Annotated in this window: 19 protein-coding genes; 12 read left to right on the forward strand and 7 right to left on the reverse strand. The window is 40.4% G+C overall.

Going from position 1 to position 19,818, the window contains the following annotated elements:
• Positions 1-50: 50 nt before the first annotated feature.
• Complete coding sequence (locus B5G52_RS18195) at positions 51-1,898, reverse strand: histidine kinase (protein ID WP_087534071.1); 1,848 nt, start codon at positions 1,896-1,898, stop codon at positions 51-53.
• A 287-nt stretch (positions 1,899-2,185) separates the two neighbouring features.
• On the opposite strand from B5G52_RS18195, the gene B5G52_RS18200 reads away from it, so the two are divergent.
• The 9 genes from B5G52_RS18200 (at position 2,186) to nrdD (ending at position 12,998) form a co-directional block, all read left to right on the forward strand.
• Entirely contained in the window at positions 2,186-5,914 is a 3,729-nt protein-coding gene (locus B5G52_RS18200; RefSeq protein ID WP_087534072.1) for a nitrate reductase subunit alpha, read from the forward strand.
• 10 nt (positions 5,915-5,924) lie between these two features.
• Positions 5,925-7,457: a nitrate reductase subunit beta gene (gene narH, locus B5G52_RS18205; RefSeq protein WP_087534073.1), complete on the forward strand. Its 1,533-nt coding sequence runs from the start codon at positions 5,925-5,927 to the stop codon at positions 7,455-7,457.
• A gap of 4 nt (positions 7,458-7,461) precedes the next feature.
• The gene (gene narJ / locus B5G52_RS18210) at positions 7,462-8,205 is read left to right on the forward strand and encodes a nitrate reductase molybdenum cofactor assembly chaperone (protein ID WP_254911244.1); all 744 of its coding nucleotides are present in this window, start codon (positions 7,462-7,464) and stop codon (positions 8,203-8,205) included.
• Entirely contained in the window at positions 8,202-8,882 is a 681-nt protein-coding gene (narI, locus tag B5G52_RS18215) for a respiratory nitrate reductase subunit gamma (RefSeq protein ID WP_087534075.1), read from the forward strand. The genes narJ and narI overlap by 4 nt, the downstream gene beginning before the upstream one ends.
• 86 nt (positions 8,883-8,968) lie before the next feature.
• Positions 8,969-9,748 (forward strand): peptidylprolyl isomerase, encoded by a 780-nt coding sequence (locus B5G52_RS18220; RefSeq protein ID WP_087534076.1) that lies wholly within the window; start codon positions 8,969-8,971, stop codon positions 9,746-9,748.
• A gap of 12 nt (positions 9,749-9,760) precedes the next feature.
• On the forward strand, positions 9,761-10,096 hold the full coding sequence (locus B5G52_RS18225; RefSeq protein WP_087534077.1) for a hypothetical protein: 336 nt from the start codon (positions 9,761-9,763) through the stop codon (positions 10,094-10,096).
• Between the two features lie 95 nt (positions 10,097-10,191).
• On the forward strand, positions 10,192-10,584 hold the full coding sequence (locus tag B5G52_RS18230) for a ribonucleotide reductase subunit alpha (protein ID WP_087534078.1): 393 nt from the start codon (positions 10,192-10,194) through the stop codon (positions 10,582-10,584).
• A 183-nt stretch (positions 10,585-10,767) separates the two neighbouring features.
• Positions 10,768-11,220 carry an anaerobic ribonucleoside-triphosphate reductase activating protein gene (nrdG, locus tag B5G52_RS18235; protein WP_087534079.1) on the forward strand — a complete coding sequence of 151 codons (453 nt, stop codon included), beginning with the start codon at positions 10,768-10,770 and terminating at the stop codon, positions 11,218-11,220.
• 2 nt (positions 11,221-11,222) lie between these two features.
• Positions 11,223-12,998, forward strand: coding sequence for an anaerobic ribonucleoside-triphosphate reductase (nrdD, locus tag B5G52_RS18240; protein WP_087534080.1), 1,776 nt, complete (start codon positions 11,223-11,225; stop codon positions 12,996-12,998).
• 233 nt (positions 12,999-13,231) lie between these two features.
• Here the strand turns inward: nrdD and B5G52_RS18245 are convergent, their stop codons facing one another.
• Both B5G52_RS18245 and B5G52_RS18250 read right to left on the reverse strand, forming a co-directional pair.
• Positions 13,232-13,771, reverse strand: a complete 540-nt coding sequence (locus tag B5G52_RS18245; protein WP_087534081.1) for a hypothetical protein — start codon at positions 13,769-13,771, stop codon at positions 13,232-13,234.
• Positions 13,768-14,217 carry a YaiI/YqxD family protein gene (locus B5G52_RS18250; protein ID WP_087534082.1) on the reverse strand — a complete coding sequence of 150 codons (450 nt, stop codon included), beginning with the start codon at positions 14,215-14,217 and terminating at the stop codon, positions 13,768-13,770. The genes B5G52_RS18245 and B5G52_RS18250 overlap by 4 nt, the downstream gene beginning before the upstream one ends.
• Before the next feature lie 129 nt (positions 14,218-14,346).
• Between B5G52_RS18250 and B5G52_RS18255 the strand changes: the two genes are divergently transcribed.
• Positions 14,347-14,874: a lipocalin family protein gene (locus B5G52_RS18255; RefSeq protein WP_087534089.1), complete on the forward strand. Its 528-nt coding sequence runs from the start codon at positions 14,347-14,349 to the stop codon at positions 14,872-14,874.
• Between the two features lie 240 nt (positions 14,875-15,114).
• Here B5G52_RS18255 and B5G52_RS18260 read toward each other — a convergent pair whose 3' ends face one another.
• The 4 genes from B5G52_RS18260 to B5G52_RS18275 form a co-directional block, all read right to left on the reverse strand.
• Positions 15,115-15,450: a DUF3325 domain-containing protein gene (locus B5G52_RS18260; protein WP_087534083.1), complete on the reverse strand. Its 336-nt coding sequence runs from the start codon at positions 15,448-15,450 to the stop codon at positions 15,115-15,117.
• Entirely contained in the window at positions 15,447-17,057 is a 1,611-nt protein-coding gene (locus B5G52_RS18265) for a PepSY domain-containing protein (RefSeq protein WP_087534084.1), read from the reverse strand. The genes B5G52_RS18260 and B5G52_RS18265 overlap by 4 nt, the downstream gene beginning before the upstream one ends.
• Complete coding sequence (locus tag B5G52_RS18270; protein ID WP_087534085.1) at positions 17,054-17,398, reverse strand: hypothetical protein; 345 nt, start codon at positions 17,396-17,398, stop codon at positions 17,054-17,056. Before B5G52_RS18270 ends, B5G52_RS18265 begins: the two co-directional genes overlap by 4 nt.
• A 177-nt stretch (positions 17,399-17,575) precedes the next feature.
• Positions 17,576-18,076 (reverse strand): lactoylglutathione lyase family protein, encoded by a 501-nt coding sequence (locus tag B5G52_RS18275; protein WP_087534086.1) that lies wholly within the window; start codon positions 18,074-18,076, stop codon positions 17,576-17,578.
• A 103-nt stretch (positions 18,077-18,179) separates the two neighbouring features.
• Between B5G52_RS18275 and B5G52_RS18280 the strand changes: the two genes are divergently transcribed.
• Together B5G52_RS18280 and B5G52_RS18285 are read left to right on the forward strand one after the other, a co-directional pair.
• Complete coding sequence (locus tag B5G52_RS18280; protein WP_087534087.1) at positions 18,180-19,064, forward strand: LysR family transcriptional regulator; 885 nt, start codon at positions 18,180-18,182, stop codon at positions 19,062-19,064.
• A 58-nt stretch (positions 19,065-19,122) separates the two neighbouring features.
• Positions 19,123-19,572, forward strand: coding sequence for a GyrI-like domain-containing protein (locus B5G52_RS18285; RefSeq protein WP_087534088.1), 450 nt, complete (start codon positions 19,123-19,125; stop codon positions 19,570-19,572).
• Positions 19,573-19,818 lie beyond the last annotated feature (246 nt).

Consider the following 19,818-nt stretch of genomic DNA (forward strand, 5'->3'; position numbering starts at 1 on the left):
TTGATCACTTAATAAATAGCATTGGTATTACTCCCCAGCCAGCTTTTGTTCTATGATTTCAAATACTGTGGATAAAAACTAAATGTTACCTGAGCACCACCTTCCGAGCGGTTAGCTAATAAAAACTCTCCACCAAGAGAATGGCTGCGCTCTTGCATTATAACTGTACCATAGTGGTTTAATTCTTGTTGTGTTTCATCTAACCCAACGCCATTATCAGCGATAGTAACTTCCACTTTATGGTCTTCTTTTTCAGTAAACTGAATTGACACTTCAGTGCCTTGCGAATGATTTAAAGCATTTTGCAACGCCTCTTTAGTGATCTGCAATAAATGGATTTCTTCGTTAGGTGTAAACGGAATATGTGCAGTTTTATAATTTAAGCTAATATCGATATTACTGCGTTGTGCCAAAGTTTGCATGGTTTGCAACACTGCACATTGCAATCCTTCGCTGTCTATATATAGTCTAAAGGTGGTTAGCAGCTCACGTAATTGGCGATAAGCAGAGTTCAGCCCTTCCTTTAGCTCTGTGACAGGCGATGTAAGTTTAGCGTCTTCTGGATAATCGCTTATTGCCCGCTGAATACGAGTTACTTGAATTTTTAAATAAGATAACGACTGCGCGAGTGAATCATGTAGTTCACGGGCAATGATAGAACGTTCATTTAACAAAGTAATACGTCGCTGTTGATCACTTTGACTGCGCATACTCAATGCCAATGCCAGTTGTTCAGCCACACTTTTTAATAATTGTTGTTGCCACAGTTGCATTGTTGATTCGGGCTCAAGAGTAACCACAATCACGCCATAATGTAAGCCACTTTTCTCAATTGCATACCTATGCTGTAGTACCTGCTGCTGGTTTATTAAGGTGACGACCGCTGTTTCTCCCGACAAACACTCTGCACAATTTTTTTGCTCACAGTTTTGCGATGCAGTGCGGTCAGTTTCAGTGACTATGTGTTGATAAGGTACATCACCTTCTGGGGTCAGTAGGCATAAATCAATATTACTTAAGCCACTGACTTCGCTTACTTGATGGATCACGCGATTATAATTTAGCTCCCCTGCGTGAGATTCATTTACTTCTTGAGCAACATGGTAGAGCAAAGTAAGTATTTGGTTACTGCGCTTGAGCTCTTGGGTTTTTCTTTCAACTCGTTGTTCTAAATCACCGTAAATACGAGCAATACGTTGATTATAATTATTAAAAGTTGCTGCCAATAACCCCAGCTCATCTTCACGAATAACAGTAAAACGCTGCGTTAAATCTCCTTTTGCTGATTTACGTGCGACATCGGTCAGCTCTTTTAAAGGCAGTGCGATATGTTGATGAATAGAATACAAACATAAACAAACAAATAATAAGGTAATGAATAATGTTGATATTTGGATCAACCTTAAGGTTGCCATGCGCTTTTCAAAAATACCTTGATAACCCCGTACTAAGTTATCTAAAGACGTAACAAACTCTGTCAACGGTGCAATCACAGGGCTGACACTCTCTTGCGTTAATGCTTTCAGTATTAAAGGTTTCACCGTTGTTTGCCATTGTACCTTTATTTGATTGTAATCATACTTTTGCTCTGTAAGCTGTTCTAATGAAAAGTCTTTTTGTAATAAGGGGTTATTAATTGAGTGTTCAAATTCATCAATCAAAGTTAACACCGTTTGATGATGGCTCTGTTGTTTGGTTTGCTGATATAAAGCCACCTCAGTGGTCAGTTGGTAGCTTTTCATCCGCATTGACCCTGATAAGTTTATTGCAGCGCCATCAAATTCACTGAGCTGTGACATATACATAGCGGAAAAGATACTGGTGAACGCCATCAAAATAACGCTTATCATCATCACTGAAATACGAAAAACGACTGACTGACTTACCTTTTTAAACATTATGATACCCAAAATTAGTCACTACCCCAAAATATCTAGATAGCATTAAAAAACAGCTTTTTACTGACCTGCAAAGCGCTATCCAGCCAGTATAAAGGGCATAGACAATACCGATATACCTCATTGTAGGTATCAGCTAACACCTTGCCTAATCTACAACTTTTCTACCTTGATCCATATCAACAATTAATTCCTTACACTGCTTATTATCGTTTTAAAACGACCGTACTTTTGGCTCATCGTCACCGAGCTAAATAGCCTACGAAATTGCAATGTTGGAGTGAAAAATGAGTCACTTTTTAGATAAACTACAGTTTTTCAAAACTGAAAAAAAAGCCTTTGCAGGCAACCATGGTGTTACCACCAATGAAGACCGCCAATGGGAGGATAGCTATCGGCGTCGTTGGCAATACGATAAAATAGTGCGTTCTACTCATGGAGTGAACTGTACAGGTAGTTGTAGCTGGAAAATCTACGTTAAAGATGGCCTAGTTACATGGGAAACCCAACAAACTGATTACCCACGTACCCGCCCAGATTTACCAAACCATGAACCGCGTGGTTGCCCGCGTGGCGCAAGCTATTCTTGGTATATTTATAGTGCGAATCGTCTTAAACACCCTAAGGTGCGCAAACGTTTAATTCGGTTATGGCGCGCTGCAAAACAACAGCATAGTGATCCGGTACTTGCTTGGGCATCCATTGTTGAAGACTCAACAAAAACTCAAGAATACAAGCAACAACGTGGCTTAGGTGGGTTTGTTCGCGCAGACTGGCAAGAAGTCAACGAAATTATCGCTGCTGCCAACATTTATACCACTAAAAAACATGGCCCAGATAGAGTCGTTGGTTTTTCTCCCATTCCAGCAATGTCAATGGTGTCTTATGCGGCTGGTGCTCGTTACCTGTCATTAATGGGTGGTCATTGCCTTAGTTTTTATGACTGGTACTGCGATTTACCACCGGCATCTCCACAAATTTGGGGAGAGCAAACAGACGTACCTGAATCTGCCGATTGGTATAATTCAAATTACATTTTAGCTTGGGGTTCAAACGTTCCACAAACACGGACTCCTGATGCGCACTTTTTAACAGAAGTACGCTATAAAGGCACTAAAGTTGTTTCTATCACCTCTGATTACTCTGAATTATCAAAACTTACAGACCATTGGTTATCACCTAAGCAAGGCACTGACTCGGCGCTGGCAATGGCCTTTGCCCATGTTATTTTAAAAGAGTTCCATGTTGACGGCCACAGCGACTACTTCAGTGAATATGTGCGTACCACAACTGATTTCCCAATGCTGGTTATGCTTGACGAAAACGAGCAGGGTCAATTAAATCAAGGGCGCTTTTTACGTGCTTCTGACTTGGCCGATGATTTACAGCAAAGTAATAACCCAGAATGGAAAACCATTGCCATTAATGAAGCTGACAATCAATTAGTTTCTCCAACGGGCTCTGTAGGCTACCGCTGGGGTGAAAAAGGCAAATGGAATATTAAACAACTTAATGGCCATTCTGGCGATGAAGTTAAACTGCAATTAAGTTTAAAAACTAATCACGATGAAATCGTTTCGGTTAACTTTCCATATTTTGGTGGTGCCGAGCATGAGTTTGGTTATTTTCAAAATACCAAACATGACGATATTTTACAGCGCAAAGTCCCCGCTAAACGCATTACCTTAAAAGATGGCAGTCAAGTACTCGTTACTACTGTATTTGATTTAACCGTAGCAAACTACGGAGTAGACAACGGCTATGACGATCCAAACGTAGCAAGCAGCTACGATGATGATATCCCTTATACACCAGCATGGCAGGAACAAATCACCGGTGTACCACGCGGTGATGTAATTCAAATTGCCCGTGAGTTTGCACAAACTGCAGATAAAACCCGTGGTCGCTCAATGATCATTGTCGGTGCAGGCTTAAATCACTGGTATCACATGGATATGAGCTATCGCGGTATCATTAACATGCTGATGATGTGTGGTTGTATTGGTCAATCTGGCGGTGGTTGGGCTCATTATGTAGGCCAAGAGAAGTTACGCCCGCAAACAGGTTGGCAGCCATTAGCGTTTGGTCTTGATTGGCAAAAGCCGCCTCGTCACATGAACGGGACGTCGTTCTTTTATAATCACTCAAACCAGTGGCGTTATGAAAAACTTCGTATGGATGAAATTTTATCGCCTGTCGCCAACAAAGAAAAATGGCAAGGCTCTATTATTGACTTTAACGTACGTGCAGAAAAAATGGGCTGGTTACCTTCAGCGCCACAATTTAACGTTAACCCATTAGCGTTATGTAAAGCAGCAGCTAAGGAAGGCTTATCACCAAAAGATTATGCTGTACAAAATCTCAAATCAGGGGCTTTAAAATTTGCTTGTGAAGAACCAGATGAACCAGAGAACTTTCCACGTAATATGTTTATCTGGCGTTCAAACTTGTTGGGTTCATCAGGTAAAGGGCATGAGTACATGCTACGCCACTTACTCGGCACAAAACACGGCTTACTAGGTAAAGACTTAGGTGAAAGTGACGGCATTAAACCTGAAGACGTAAAATGGCAAGATGAGGCTGTTGAAGGCAAACTTGATTTAGTGGTAACCCTTGATTTTAGAATGTCGACGACGTGTTTGTATTCAGACATCGTTCTGCCAACAGCAACCTGGTATGAAAAAGATGACATGAATACCTCAGACATGCATCCATTTATTCATCCGTTGTCAAAAGCCGTGGATCCTGTTTGGGAGGCCCGTTCAGATTGGGATATTTTCAAAGGCATTGCAGATCAGTTCTCAAAACTATGTGATGGCCACCTAGGTAAAGAGAAAGACCTTGTCTCAGTGCCAATATTACATGACACCTCAGCCGAGATAGCACAACCATTTGGCGTTAAGCAATGGTGGAAAGGGGAGTGTGAGTTAATTCCAGGGAAAACTGCGCCAAACTTTGTTGAAGTTGAACGTGATTACCCGAATTTGTACGAACGTTTTACCTCTTTAGGGCCGCTGCTTGAAGAGCAAGGTAATGGCGGTAAAGGCATAAATTGGGACACTAAAAACGAAGTTGCATTCTTGGGTGAATTAAACAAACGTGCACATACCGATGGTGATGCCAATGGTCGTCCAAAAATTCAAACTGCTATTGATGCTGCTGAAGTTATCTTATCGTTAGCACCTGAAACTAACGGTCAAGTCGCTGTAAAAGCATGGCAAGCATTGGGTGAATTTACTGGTATTGACCACACTCATTTAGCGCGCCCGAAAGAAGAAGAGAAAATACGTTTTCGTGATATTCAAGCACAACCGCGTAAAATTATCTCGTCACCGACTTGGTCTGGCCTTGAAGATGAGCATGTATCGTACAACGCAGGTTACACCAACGTCCATGAACAGATCCCATGGCGCACAGTGACCGGTCGTCAGCAATTTTATCAAGATCATGAATGGATGCGCGACTTTGGCGAATCAATGTGTGTGTATCGCCCGCCGATTAACTTAAAAACCGTGCAGCCTATTCTGAATAAAAAGCCAAACGGTAATAAAGAAATTGCGCTTAACTGGATCACACCACACCAAAAATGGGGTATTCATAGTACTTACTCTGACAACCTATTGATGCTTACACTGTCGCGTGGTGGACCGATTGTGTGGATATCTGAAACGGATGCACAAAAAGCGGGAATAAAAGATAACGACTGGATCGAAGCATTCAACGTCAATGGCGCTCTTGCTGCACGTGCAGTGGTATCACAACGAGTACCTGAGGGCATGAGCATGATGTACCACGCTCAAGAACGGATCGTTAACATTCCAGGCGCAGAGACAACCCAAACTCGTGGCGGTATTCATAACTCCGTGACTCGCGCAGTCATGAAACCAACTCACATGATTGGCGGCTATGCACAGCAATCTTACGGCTTTAACTATTACGGCACCGTCGGCTGTAATCGTGATGAATTTGTTGTGATTCGTAAAATGAGCAAAGTTGATTGGTTAGATACCGAGTAAGGGGCACAAGATGAAAGTAAGAGCGCAAATAGGCATGGTGTTAAACCTTGATAAATGTATCGGTTGTCACACTTGCTCAGTCACCTGTAAAAACGTGTGGACCTCGCGTGAAGGGGTCGAATATGCTTGGTTTAACAACGTAGAAAGTAAGCCAGGTGTCGGTTATCCAAAAGAATGGGAAAACCAAGAGAAATGGAATGGCGGTTGGCAGCGTCATAACAGTGGGAAAATCACCCCAAAACAAGGGGGCAAACACCGTATTTTAGCCAACATTTTTGCCAACCCTGATCTGCCTGAAATAGACGATTACTACGAACCGTTTGATTTTGATTACCAACACCTGCACACAGCAGGAGAAAGTAAACATCAACCCGTTGCACGTCCACGCTCGTTGATCACCGGTCAACGTATGGAAAAAATCAACTGGGGTCCAAACTGGGAAGAAATCTTAGGTTCGGAGTTTGAAGAACGTCGCCGTGATAAGAACTTTGACAATATTCAGGCCGATATTTATGGCCAGTTTGAAAAAACATTTATGATGTACCTACCGCGTTTATGTGAACACTGCTTAAACCCAGCGTGTGTTGCATCGTGCCCAAGTGGTGCAATTTACAAACGTGAAGAAGATGGCATCGTGCTGATCGATCAAGACAAATGCCGTGGTTGGCGGATGTGTGTCAGTGGTTGTCCGTACAAAAAAATCTACTACAACTGGAAAACTGGAAAATCAGAAAAATGTATTTTTTGTTATCCACGTATCGAAAGTGGCCAGCCTACAGTGTGCTCAGAAACCTGTGTCGGGCGTATTCGTTACTTAGGCGTGATGCTCTATGACGCGGATCGTATTGAAGAGGCTGCATCGGTTGAAAACGAACAAGATTTATATCAAGCACAGTGCGATATATTCCTAGACCCACATGACCCTGCAGTACAAGCTGCCGCGCGTAAAGAAGGTATTCCACAAAACTGGTTAGATTCAGCAATGCTATCGCCAATTTACAAAATGGCTATGCAATGGAAAGTAGCATTACCACTGCACCCGGAATACAGAACACTGCCTATGGTGTGGTATATCCCACCGCTTAGCCCAATCCAAAGTGCGGCAACACAAGGACATATTGGGGTAAACGGCGTGATCCCTGATCTTAAATCGCTGCGAATTCCAATTAAGTACTTAGCAAACTTACTCACCGCAGGTGAAGAGGGGCCAGTGATAACCGCTCTTGAGCGTATGCTTGCAATGCGTGCCTACAAACGCTCAGAGCAGGTTGACGGCGTGGAAGATTTAGACGTACTTAAACAAGTGGGCTTAACACAAGCACAAGTGGAAGACATGTACCAAATTATGGCGCTAGCAAACTATGAAGATCGCTTTGTGATCCCAACCAGCCATAAAGCCTATGCTGCTGATGCCTACGACATGAAGAACAGTTGTGGTTTCACCTTTGGTAACGGCTGTAGTAATGGCAGCAGTGAAAGCAACTTATTTGGTGCTAAAAGCCAGGGTGTTCGCCAAATCATTCCCGTAGAAGTACAGGACTAATATTATGATTTTACGATTATTATCACGGTTCATAGATTATCCCAGTGAGCAATTACATGAGCATAAAGCTGATTTTTTAGCCTTAGTTGCAAATGAAGAGCGTTTACCAGAGGACATAAAAACACAATTAAGTGACTTTATTGAGGCTCGTTTATCAATGGACTTACTTGATTGGCAAGCAGAATACGACGGTTTATTTGAACGTGGCCGCTCACTTTCTTTATTATTTTTTGAGCATGTGCATGGTGAGTCTCGCGACCGAGGTCAAGCCATGATTGACTTAATTGCCCAATATAAACTGGCTGGCTTAAATATTGACGTACGTGAATTACCCGATTACGTACCATTATATTTAGAGTTTGTCGCTACTCAACCGGTAGATGCACAGGCTGGCTGGTTGCAAGATGTCGCTCATATCATGGCGTTATTAACGGCTCGTTTGCAAAAGCGCGAAAACAACTATCAAGCGGTCTTTGCTACGGTACTTGCACTTAGCGGTATAGAAGTTGAATTAACCGAAATACATCAACAAATCGCCGATGAAAAACGCGATGACACCAAAGAGGCTATTGATAAGGTGTGGGAAGAGGAGGCCGTAACCTTTGGCGGTGATGCCGTGAATGGTGGCTGCCCAACCACACAAAACCGTCCATCAGCGGATCAAAATCGTAGCAGCGAGCTGCCTATTTCGTTTGTTGATGCAACAGCTAACAGTAACTCACACAACCAAGTAAGGGGTAATTTATGAGCTACTTAGACACACTTCTATTTGGGATCTATCCCTATATTGCCGCCGTCGTGTTATTTGTTGGCTGCTTGGTACGTTATGACCGTGAACAATACACGTGGAAAACGAGCTCTAGTCAATTGCTAGAAAGCAAGCAACTGAAAAAAGGCTCTCGTCCTTTTCACATTGGTATCATTATGGTGTTAATAGGTCACTTTGTAGGGCTTTTAACACCACACCAAGTGTGGGATTTTTTAAATATCAGCGCGGCATTTAAACAAAAAGTTGCTATGGGGTTAGGTGGCGTATTTGGTTTAATTTGTTTTTATGGTTTAACTATTTTACTTGTTCGTCGTTTAACAAACCCGCGGGTAAGAGCGAGTAGTTCAACCATGGATATCCTCATTTTAGTGGGACTTTATATTCAATTAATCTTAGGGTTGATCAGTATTTTATTCTCATTCTCACATTTAGATGGCAGCGAAATGCTAAAAATGATGAGCTGGGCACAAAATATTGTCACCTTAGATCTTAATGAAGCGACCCAAGCAATTTCAAGTGTCGGCTTTATTTATAAAGCACACATATTCTTTGGGCTAACTTTGCTGATTATATTTCCTTTCAGCCGCTTAGTGCATGTTTGGAGTGTACCGGTAGGGTATATAAAACGTAACTATCAAGTAGTTCGCCACAAGTAATAGCCATAAATTGTAAGATAGAATTTTAGACGGGTTCTATCTTACTTTTCATAAATCGTGTTTATGTGCACTTTAAGGAGCCTTTTATGAGCTTATTAAATACACCTGATGTTTTAGTTAATAAAGTAAAAATTCCCACTCAGTTAATCGACGCTGAAATTCAATATCATCCAGCGGCGACACGGCGTGAAGCGATGATCCAAGCGACTGAAGCGCTGATCATTGCTGAACTTTTTAAACAACGTGCCAGTGAGCTTAATTTAATCGAACCCAGTGATGAAAACGAAGAGTACATTGCTCGCTTAATCGATTTAGAGGTTGCAATACCTAGAGCCAGTGATGAAGAATGCCGCCGTTACTTTGTGGCGAATCAACAAAAATTTCATTCCAGCCCAATAGTTGAAGTGAATCATATTTTAATCGCTTCTGATCCTAAAGATTTAGAACAACGAGAAGAAAGTAAAGAGCAAGCTAAACAAGTACTGTTACAGCTAGCTGAAAATCCGAGCCAATTTAGTCACTTTGTAAAATCACTATCAGCCTGCCCATCAAAAGAGCAAGGCGGAAATTTAGGCCAAATCAGTTCAGGTCAGACAGTACCAGAGTTTGAACGCGCTATTTTTGCAGCCAAAGAAGGGTTGATCAGTTATCCAGTTGAAACGCGTTACGGTCATCACATCGTGAAAATAGCTCGAAAAATAGAAGGTGAAGCATTACCTTACGAGTACGTACAACAAAAAATTACTGATTATCTCAACGAAAAAGTAAGGCATAAAGCCATTGCACAATATATTCAACTACTTGCAGATGAAGCGAGTATTGAAGGTTTTACCTTTAAAGCGAATGAGTCGCCGCTTATCCAATAAATGAGGTCACTAATGAGTAATCCTTTTCAAGCTAAGTGGAGTAAACAAGGCCATTCACTGTGTTTGGGTCATTGGATCATTAGCTATCAAGATACAGCGGTCGCTTTACCTGAGAAGCAACTTAACAATGATATGGGGACTTGGGGTGTTTATGACCCTATTTTTGATGATGATCCAGAATACAGCGAAGGCAAAACAGAAGATGACTGGATCATCGCTAATGCAGACTGGTTAGCGGAAGTGTTTATTGCCCATAATATAGAGGTTAACGAGAAAAATATGCGCTGGTTTTATCAAGCAATAGACGAGCAAGACTGGCGCTGTGGTAGCTGCGGCGGTTGTATGTAATTAGCTTTTAAATTTGTTCTACCTATTTAGAGGGATAGCATGCTCATTCTATACCCATACAATAAGTACATTATTATATTATTTCGGAATTTATTATGATCACGCGTTTTAAAGATTTACTAAGTTACGCAAAAGAGCAACCAGATCCTCAGCGGTTGTTGTTTTTATTTGCAAAAACTGAATTATCAAACCCAAATAAAAGAAAAAAAAATGCCAAAGGCACTATTACACCCACCATGTGTGTAGATAAATTGCCTGATGAAATCGCCAATTACGAGGCGCTTATAAAAGAGGCAGACAGTATTTCTAAAGAATGGGATTTTGTATTTATTTCAAGCCTATCAGGAGTAAAAGGGCAGCCACCTAGCACTGAAGATGCCGACCCTTACTTAAATAAAATGACCAACGATGTCACCTCTGGTCAAAATATTGCTCGCTATGTGGTTTTCGACCGCCAAGACAATCCAATTGAATTATTACCAAATTAACTTCTAAAGCTCCAGCAATCCGCAAGCCGACTCTCCTGAGTCGGTTTTTTATTGTTATATCCCTTAGCCTCATTTTACATTATCAGGCCTTTCTGCCCACAAAATACTCCCTCGTTGGTATTGTTAGAAAACACCAAAACACTATATATTGATACAAACAAAGAAAGAAATACCATATATAGTATGTTAAATATTTTACCACCGGATATTGTGTTTCAAGAAGTGCCTGAGGAAATATCTCTAGCGCTAACAGTCACAGGCTGTCAAATAGGCTGTAAAGGGTGCCATAGCCCAGATATTTGGAACCCACATAATGGCGACTCCTTAACAGAAATAAGGCTGGCCGAGTTACTTAGTCAGTACCACGCGTTAATTACCTGTGTGGTGTTTTTTGGTGGTGAGTGGCAGCCACACAAGCTTTGCTTACTATTATCTCAATGCCAAGCAGCAGGTTTTAAAACCTGTTTATACACGGGCGAAGAAGATGTTAGCGATACTATCAAAGCACACTTAGATTATTTAAAAGCCGGCCCATGGCGTAGCGAACGGGGTGGGTTAGCAAGTCGCAACAGCAACCAACGCTTCATTGATATGGCGTCTAACAAACTACTTAACCACTTATTTATTAAGGATTAATCATGTTGAAATTAACCCCACAACAATTACAGAAAAAAGTATCATTTATACATAATTATCTAAATGCAGCTAATGCTGCCGATGGCTCAGTATTTGATAGTAATGCAAATGTAAGTAGTAAAAATATCGCCACCTTAGAGGCCGAGATCAGTAAAGATATGCTGATCCAAATAAACCGCCAAGTAATGAAAGAGAAAATCACCGCATTATTTGGCCAACCACTAGCGGATGAATACCAGCGCCAAATAAATGCACATGAAATTTACGTACATGATGAAACAAGCCTAAAACCATATTGCGCCTCAATTACACTGTATCCATTCTTGCTTGATGGTCTAACGCAACTAGGTGGTGAATCGAAAGCGCCCCAACATTTGTCTTCATTTTGTGGCTCATTTGTCAATTTAGTTTTTGCCGTTAGCGCACAATTTGCAGGGGCAATTGCAACTGTTGAATTTCTAACTTACTTTGATCATTTTGCTCGTCGTGATTACGGCGATAATTACTTGGCTGATCACCCACAAGAAATTGCAAACCACTTACAACATGTCGTGTATGCCCTTAACCAGCCAGCCGCAGCACGCGGTTATCAAAGTGTTTTTTGGAATATCTCTTTATATGACCAGCCTTATTTTTCAGCCTTATTTAGTGACTTTGTCTTCCCTGACGGCACTCGTCCCCAGTACACCAGTATCAATGCATTGCAAAGTTACTTTATGAATTGGTTTAGCGCTGAACGTGAGAAAGCGGTACTGACATTCCCTGTAATAACAGCGGCATTACTTACAAAAGATCTGCAATTTCAAGATCCCCTATTTAAACAATTTTGCGCAGCTGAACTAAGTAAAGGAAATTCATTCTTTATGTATGTAAGCGACGATCCAGACTCACTCGCATCATGTTGTAGACTGCGTAATGAAATGAGTGATAATCAGTTTTCATATACGCTAGGGGCAGGTGGGATATCAACAGGTTCAATCAATGTGATCACTTTAAATATGAATCGTCTTGAACAAGATGATCGAGACCTAGCGCAAGAAATAGAAAAAATTCACTGTTACCAGGTCGCCTATCGTGCGCTAATGCAAGACTATTTAGATAACCACATTTTAAGTGTCTATGATGCTGGCTTTATAAATATGGATAAACAATTTTTAACCATTGGTATAAATGGCATGGCTGAAGCCGCAGAGTTTAGAGGAATAACCGTAGGTAATAACCCAACTTACAAAAGTTTCGTGAGTGAGCGCCTACATACTATATACAAACTAAATAAGAAGGCTAAAAAGAAATTTGGTTATTTATTTAACACCGAGTTTGTGCCTGCAGAAAACCTAGGTATCAAAAATGCACAGTGGGACAAAGATGACGGCTATCAAGTAAACCGCGATTGTTATAATTCATACTTCTATGTTGTTGAAGATGATAATATCAATCACTTAGATAAGTTTATTTTACACGGTAAAGAAATTATTCAATATCTTGATGGGGGTTCCGCATTGCATTTAAACCTTGGCGAATCACTGGATGTGCAGCAATACGAAAAGCTACTTAATGTAGCGGCACATACGGGGTGTAACTACTTTTGTATAAACGTGAAATGCACCATTTGTAATGATTGCGAACACATAGATAAAGTTACCCGCTTACAGTGTAAAAAGTGCCATAGCGACAATATAGACCACGGCACCCGCGTAATTGGCTATTTAAAACGTGTGTCTGCATTTTCAAAAGGGCGCAGAGATGAGCATCAACGCCGCTATTATCATACCAACTAATCTAAGTTGTTAGACTAAACTCATAAACTGGGAAGACCCTCGGCCAATACTTTTTTGGTTGTGAAAGCTTATTACACTCGCCTCAGAGCGACTGAGAGCCAATATGGTAAAAGTGATGGGGACGATTCTAAATCAAATTAATCAGCCAATAGAAAGGCTCACATTAAGGTGGATATTTCAATGTATTAAAGGTATCAATTTAAGCCTTCGTAAGTTAGCGAAATAACTTTAGGTTAGCTACTCTCGAAACAAATAGCTACTAATTGGCTAAGTCTAGCTATCTTTATATTACTTAGTTGGCGGTAGTCAAAGTATGGACACACAATGAGATTATTGGCTTTATCAATTGCAAATTCGTCATCTAACCAATCAAGTTCTGCTGCTAATAAGCCTTGATTCAATAAGTTTTTTGCATGGGTGCGACCAGCAATAATATGCAAGGTATTACCTGCACTCAGCTTAGGAGGGCTAAAGAGCAGCGCGGTCTGACTAAATTTTTGCAGTAAAAATTGATCGCGATATTGCTGCCAAGTATGTGTTTGCTTAGCAAAACAATAATACTCACTTGGCAAAGCAAACAGCACCTTTGCGTATACATTAAATACTTTTCGCCAACCATTACCACACGCTTGATTTATGGTATTAATCTGCTCATTTATTAGCGGGTATAAGCCATTCAAATGTGTATATTCTGGCATAGGTGGGGGCTTGGCAATGTAAACTGCAACGCGAAAGTTATGATCGCCAAAGCCTATATTTTGGCAGGCATTCATTTATTTTGCGCTAAGATGCGATCTAAATTATTAGCAAAATTTTGTCGGTCGCTTTGGCTAAGAGGAGGTGGCCCGCCATTCATTTCAACACCACTTGAACGCATAGTGTCCATAAAATCACGCACATTGAGTAATGACCGAATATTTTCAGCTGTGTACAACTCACCACGCGGATTAAGAGCTTGTGCGCCATTATCGATAACTTCAGATGCCAATGGTATATCACCTGTGATCACCAAATCATTGGCAGCAACACGCTTTACTATTTCATCATCAGCGACATCAAAACCAGACGAAACTTGCACACGGCTAATATACTTAGATGGTGGAGTTCGCATTGCATGATTTGCGACTAAAATTGTTTCAGTTTGCGTACGCTCAGCAGCACGAAATAATATTTCTTTAATAACCACTGGACACGCATCGGCATCGACCCATATTTTCATTTAATTATGCACTTGTTAGTAAAAAATTGATCCTATCGCACAGCTAAACTAACAGCCAGTAATAAGTGAACTTTTTAAAGCTAACCTACGTATAACTTTTTTTGCTATTAAGGTCTTTATAAATTTATGATGAAATCTATCACCCTGAGTTTAATTTTGTTCTGCACTTTACTGCTTGCAGCGTGTACTGGCTTGCCGCAAAATATAACACCGGTAGATAACTTTTCGCTTGAGCGTTATCAAGGTAAATGGTACGAGATAGCTCGGTTAGATCACTCGTTTGAACGTGGCTTAAATAATATAACCGCGCAATACTCACTCAACGAAGATGGCTCTGTTACAGTTTTAAATAAAGGCTTTAACGACGAAGAACAACAGTGGAGCGAAGCACAAGGCAAGGCTAAATTTGTTGATGAATCAGATATTGGCCACTTAAAAGTATCGTTTTTTGGTCCGTTCTACAGCTCATATGTGGTGTTTAAAATGGATAAACAGTATTACCAGTATGCTTATGTATCTGGTTATAACACTGACTATCTTTGGCTCTTATCGCGCACACCAAGTATTTCCCAAGAGCGTAAAGATGATTTTATAAAAGCAGCCAAACAACGAGGTTTTGATACTGATTCATTAATTTGGGTTGAGCAAAATAAGTAACCGTAAAGCCCCTTTACAAGACTCAGCTTGTATTAAAAGTGTAACCTCAAAGCAATAATTATGACACGATCACAGGCTAATATTTACGCCATAGAGTAACTAGCTTTTATTCTATATGTTGACATGAGTATCCCCACTATTTATACCCAGATTTTGGATATAACGGCAAGCCACATTGGCTTGCCTTTTTTATCTCTGCATCGTTTAATTTATGGCAGATCAGATTTTTACTAACTAATGCTAAAAAACGCTGATATATAACCCACTGAGAAAAATTGTAGTAATATTTATAACACTCATAAACTTTACCCATGAGGCTTTAAAACTATAAAAAATCATTAGTAATAAGACACTTAAAGCCATGTAACCACAAAAAAGTAATCCACCATATCCTTTATGTTCAACCACGCTTAACACCAAGCTTAGTAAAATACTGATCCAAGCGGCAATTACAAACTGATTACTCTGCTTTTGTGTTGGTCTAACTTTGAAAACATCGCGATAATGATTGAATTTTGCTAAGGCAAAACAATTAAATGCCAATAAGCATAAGCTAAATTGTAATAGTTCACTCATGCACTTTGCTCCCTTAGCTTGTTTTTAGCAACACGGCTAGGACGCACATTTGATACGCTGGCTTGGCGGTGAGTACGTAATTTTTTGACCTGAACGATAAACAACACTGCACTTATTAAGCACACTAAATCAAAGCTGAACAGCGCCCATTGACCATTCAGTAAGTAGCTGATGATGTTTCCATTAGTGGTGAGTGCATTTACTATTGGAATACTTATACACGCAATACTATTAACCCAAGCAAGTAGAATCCACTGCTGTTTTGCCCGCTTAAATAAAGCGAATAAGGCAACAGCTAACCAAGTAACAAAGAACGCCAGTATTTCTTTATCAGCACGCTCTATCATGTTGATAGGTAGCAATCGGTTGGCAAGAAAGAATACACTTGTGGCAAGCGGCAAGCCCATTAAGGTTGCAAGGTTTAACCCTTCAACCAGCTTTAAGCCAAATGATGGACGCTGATCTTTTTTCATTCGCTCACGAATTCGTTTAGCCCACATAATACAACCGGTCGCTATCATGACACAGCCTGCAACACCGCATAAAAAATATAGCCAACGCAGTAATGGGTTTGCTAAGCGGCCAGTATGCAAAGCGGTGAGGGAATCATAAAACACCTCTGTACTACTAAACTCATCAACGCTTTTAGCAATTAAGCTACCATCGACGCCATTAAACAGCAGAGTAGGGGTTTGGTCGCGAACATGTGTACCCGTTGAAGCGCGAACCGTAATTGTTGCCGACGCTTTGTTTGGGTCTTTAATAGCAAACTGGGTAAGGTCTGCATTAGGCCAGTTAGTATAAACTTGATCTAAAACACTCTCTACTGCCGTTAATGGGGCTGGCTCATCACTTGATTTAGTACGTACGTTAGTCGGGGTAACATCGTTAAACAAACCACGTATGCCATCTTCATAAGCAGTCATAGCAGGATAAGGAAATAACATAAATATTAAGGTTATCAACCCTGTATAAGTTATCATTATATGAAAAGGTAAGGCTAAAACTGACGATACATTGTGACTATCAAGCCAACTTCGGCTGCCTTTGTTTTTTCTAAAGCTAAACATATCTTTAAAAATACGCTTATGAATAACAACCCCCGAGATAAGCGCAACCAACATAAATAAACTTGCAAAGCAGACTATCCATCGTGCCGTGCGTACATCAATATAATGCAGGTCAAAATGCAGCCGATAAAAGAAGTTACCACCTTTGGTTTCTCTGGGTTGCTGTAATGATTCCCCTGTTTTTGGATTAATATAATGCTCTTGCCAACCACCAAAACGCTTGCCTTCTGGACGGGGTTTTTCGTAGGCATAAATTAATTGAGATTCACGTTCTTGAGGAAGATATATTCCCCACCGATTAGACTCTGGAGCGGCAGTTTTTAAGTAATCGACACCTGCGATAATTTGCTGTCGTTGTAGTGATATACGTTCCTGTGGCGCTTGTGCATTGTGAAGTGCAGGTTGATTCCATAAAGTAACCTCATCACGAAAAAAACTAATCGTGCCAGCAAAAAAGATTAAATACAGTAACCAGCACACCAGTAAACCAACCCAAGTATGCATCCATGTCATGGAGCGAAAAAAACTCTCTTTCATAACCAACCCTTTAATAAGGCAATGCTTAACCCGCATGCTGATGATGTTAGTAAAATAGTGATCCAAATGGTTTTTAATGACTTAACAGCAAAGACCCAAATAAATACACAGCTATAGACAAAAATAGTCAGACTGATACTCAAAAGTACTGCATCTGATTTTTTAAGCGGTAAAATCAGACTCAATAAAGCAGTAAACACACTGGTAAATACGTAGCCACCTACAATGGCCGCAAAAAACCGAGAAATAACTGAAAGCTGATATGCATATGATTGATAATATTGTTTAATTTTATCCATCAATATGAATGACTGGCTGTTTTTTTGTGATTGGGCATGCATAAATAATCCCTTAAAATCCATAATGGGAAACGAATAAAAAGGGTATTATATATTTTGGGTTCAGAAAAGATAGTGATTCGTATTTGAGACAATAAAAATAATTGCGTATGAACTCTCAGATCAAAATTTTACCTAGTAAAATAATGATCTGAATATGAGGCTACAAGCAAACTTAGCTTAATAGGCACCTTCGCTGTATATAAGTTCATAACTATGGCTATAGATTTCTAAGATATTCCCAAATGGGTCTTCCATATAAATCATACGATATGGCTTTTCACCCGGGTAATAATAGCGAGGCTCAGCCATGCGCTTCTTACCGCCAGCTGCAACTATACGGTCGGCCAATTCTTCAACATTAGGATCTTGTACACAAAAATGAAAGATACCCGTTTTCCAATATTCAAAGTTATCTTCTGGGTTTTCTTGGTTTTTAAATTCAAATAATTCCACACCAATACGATCACCTGTTGATAGATGCGCGATGCGGAATTTTTCCCAGTTCGCACCGAATACGTCCGTGCACATTTCACCTATTGCGCTATCATCTTCCACTATTTCAGTTGGTTTCATTATTAAATACCAACCTAAAACTTGGGTGTAAAACTCTACGGCTTTTTCAAGATCTGGTACCGAAATACCAATATGTGAAAAATTACGTGGATAAACATTACTCATAAGTTGTGCTCCTATTGCATGTAAAATACCAGAAAGGCCACTTTACGAACACCCAGTCATTAAGTAAAATTATCATTTAACATAATTATAAGTACAAAATGTAATGATAAATCCTGTTTGGCTACACACTTTTTGCACACTTGTTGAAGTAAATCACTTTACGCGTACTAGCGAGCGCTTATATATGACTCAGTCAGGTGTGAGCCAACATATTAAAAAGCTTGAGCAACAACTTGACTGCGAACTGCTAGAGCGTCACGGTAAACAATTCAGCTTGACCGCTCAAGGACAAAGTCTGTATAAAAAAGGTAGCCAGCTACTTAAAGAGTGGCAATTTTTAGAGCGCGAGTTGCATAACGACTCCCCTTACAGTGGCGATGTTAAGGTCCAGTCTCCTGGCAGTTGTGGATTGAAATTTTATGCTCAGTTACTTAGTTTGCAAGCTAAGCACAAAGATTTAACGATAGATTATCGCTTCGCCCCAAATGAAAGTGTTGAGCAGGCTGTTGCAAACCACATTGCAGATATAGGCTTTTTAACCCAAGCCCCGACTTTGAGCGAAGTCACCAGCCACAAAATTGGTCAAGAAGCACTTTTGTTAATAACTCCAGTCACTTGCGAATCGCCGACCTGGCAAGCTTTATGCGACCTCGGATTTATTAGCCACCCAGATGCAAAACACCACGCCCAACTATTGCTAAGCGAAAACTACCCAGAGTTTGAACATATTGGTCAAATTAAGCGTACTGGGTTTTCAAACCAAATCAGCTTAATTTTAGAACCTGTTAGCCTCGGCTTTGGCTTCACGGTCTTACCCGCTCATGCTGTTGGTGCTTTTAATAAATCGGACCTCATTAAGGTTCACCACCTTGCCAACCCAATTAGCGAATCTATTTTCGTGTGCCACCATCGAAATCGGCCACTAGCTAAACGTATGCACACTGTAATTGATGCTATTAAAACCATAAATACTAAACCGATAAATTAAACCTTTGCTGTTATTTCTGTTAAGTTGATATGTGAACTCACATAAAAGGATAGCCGGTATGCAAATAAAGCAACTTAAAAGTATGAGCCTAACAGGGTTAAAAGTGCGCACATGTAATGCTAATGAAATGAATACCGACACGGCAAAAATAGCAAATTTATGGCAAACATTTGGCCAAAAGTATGGTCCAAAACTCACCGCTGATACAAAGGTTTATGGTGTTTATACAAATTATGAAACGGATATGACAGGTGACTTTGATGTCATAGCCTGTTGTGATGATAAAAATATTAAAGTAGCGGATTCAATAAACGTTGCCACTAAAGAAAGCCGTTATTTAGTATTCAATGGGAAAGGCGAAATGCCTGATGCTGTTATCGACTTATGGGGTGAAATTTGGCAATATTTTAGTAGTGAAGATTGTGCACACCAACGCACCTATACTAGCGACTTTGAATATTATAAAAATGACTCAGAGGTCGAAATAGCGATCGCCATAAAAGGATAATAACGATTCAAAGCAGCTGTACTTAGCTGCTTTAATTATTTTCCATACAACCAATCTAGGGTCTGTTTACCTTTCAAGGTTAAATTTGCAGCAGCCTGTTTGGTGTTTAGGCAAGGCAGCGCCTATGTGGTGTGGTTATTCCCCATAAATAGGCGATAACGCAGCATCAATACCAAACAGGCGCTGCCCTTCGGGTTCTGCCTAGGGGCGATTTACTCTTTGTTGCTCGGTTTTGACTTAGCCCAC

The sequence above is a fragment of the Pseudoalteromonas sp. A601 genome, assembly GCF_002165575.1.
Lineage (GTDB): Bacteria > Pseudomonadota > Gammaproteobacteria > Enterobacterales > Alteromonadaceae > Pseudoalteromonas.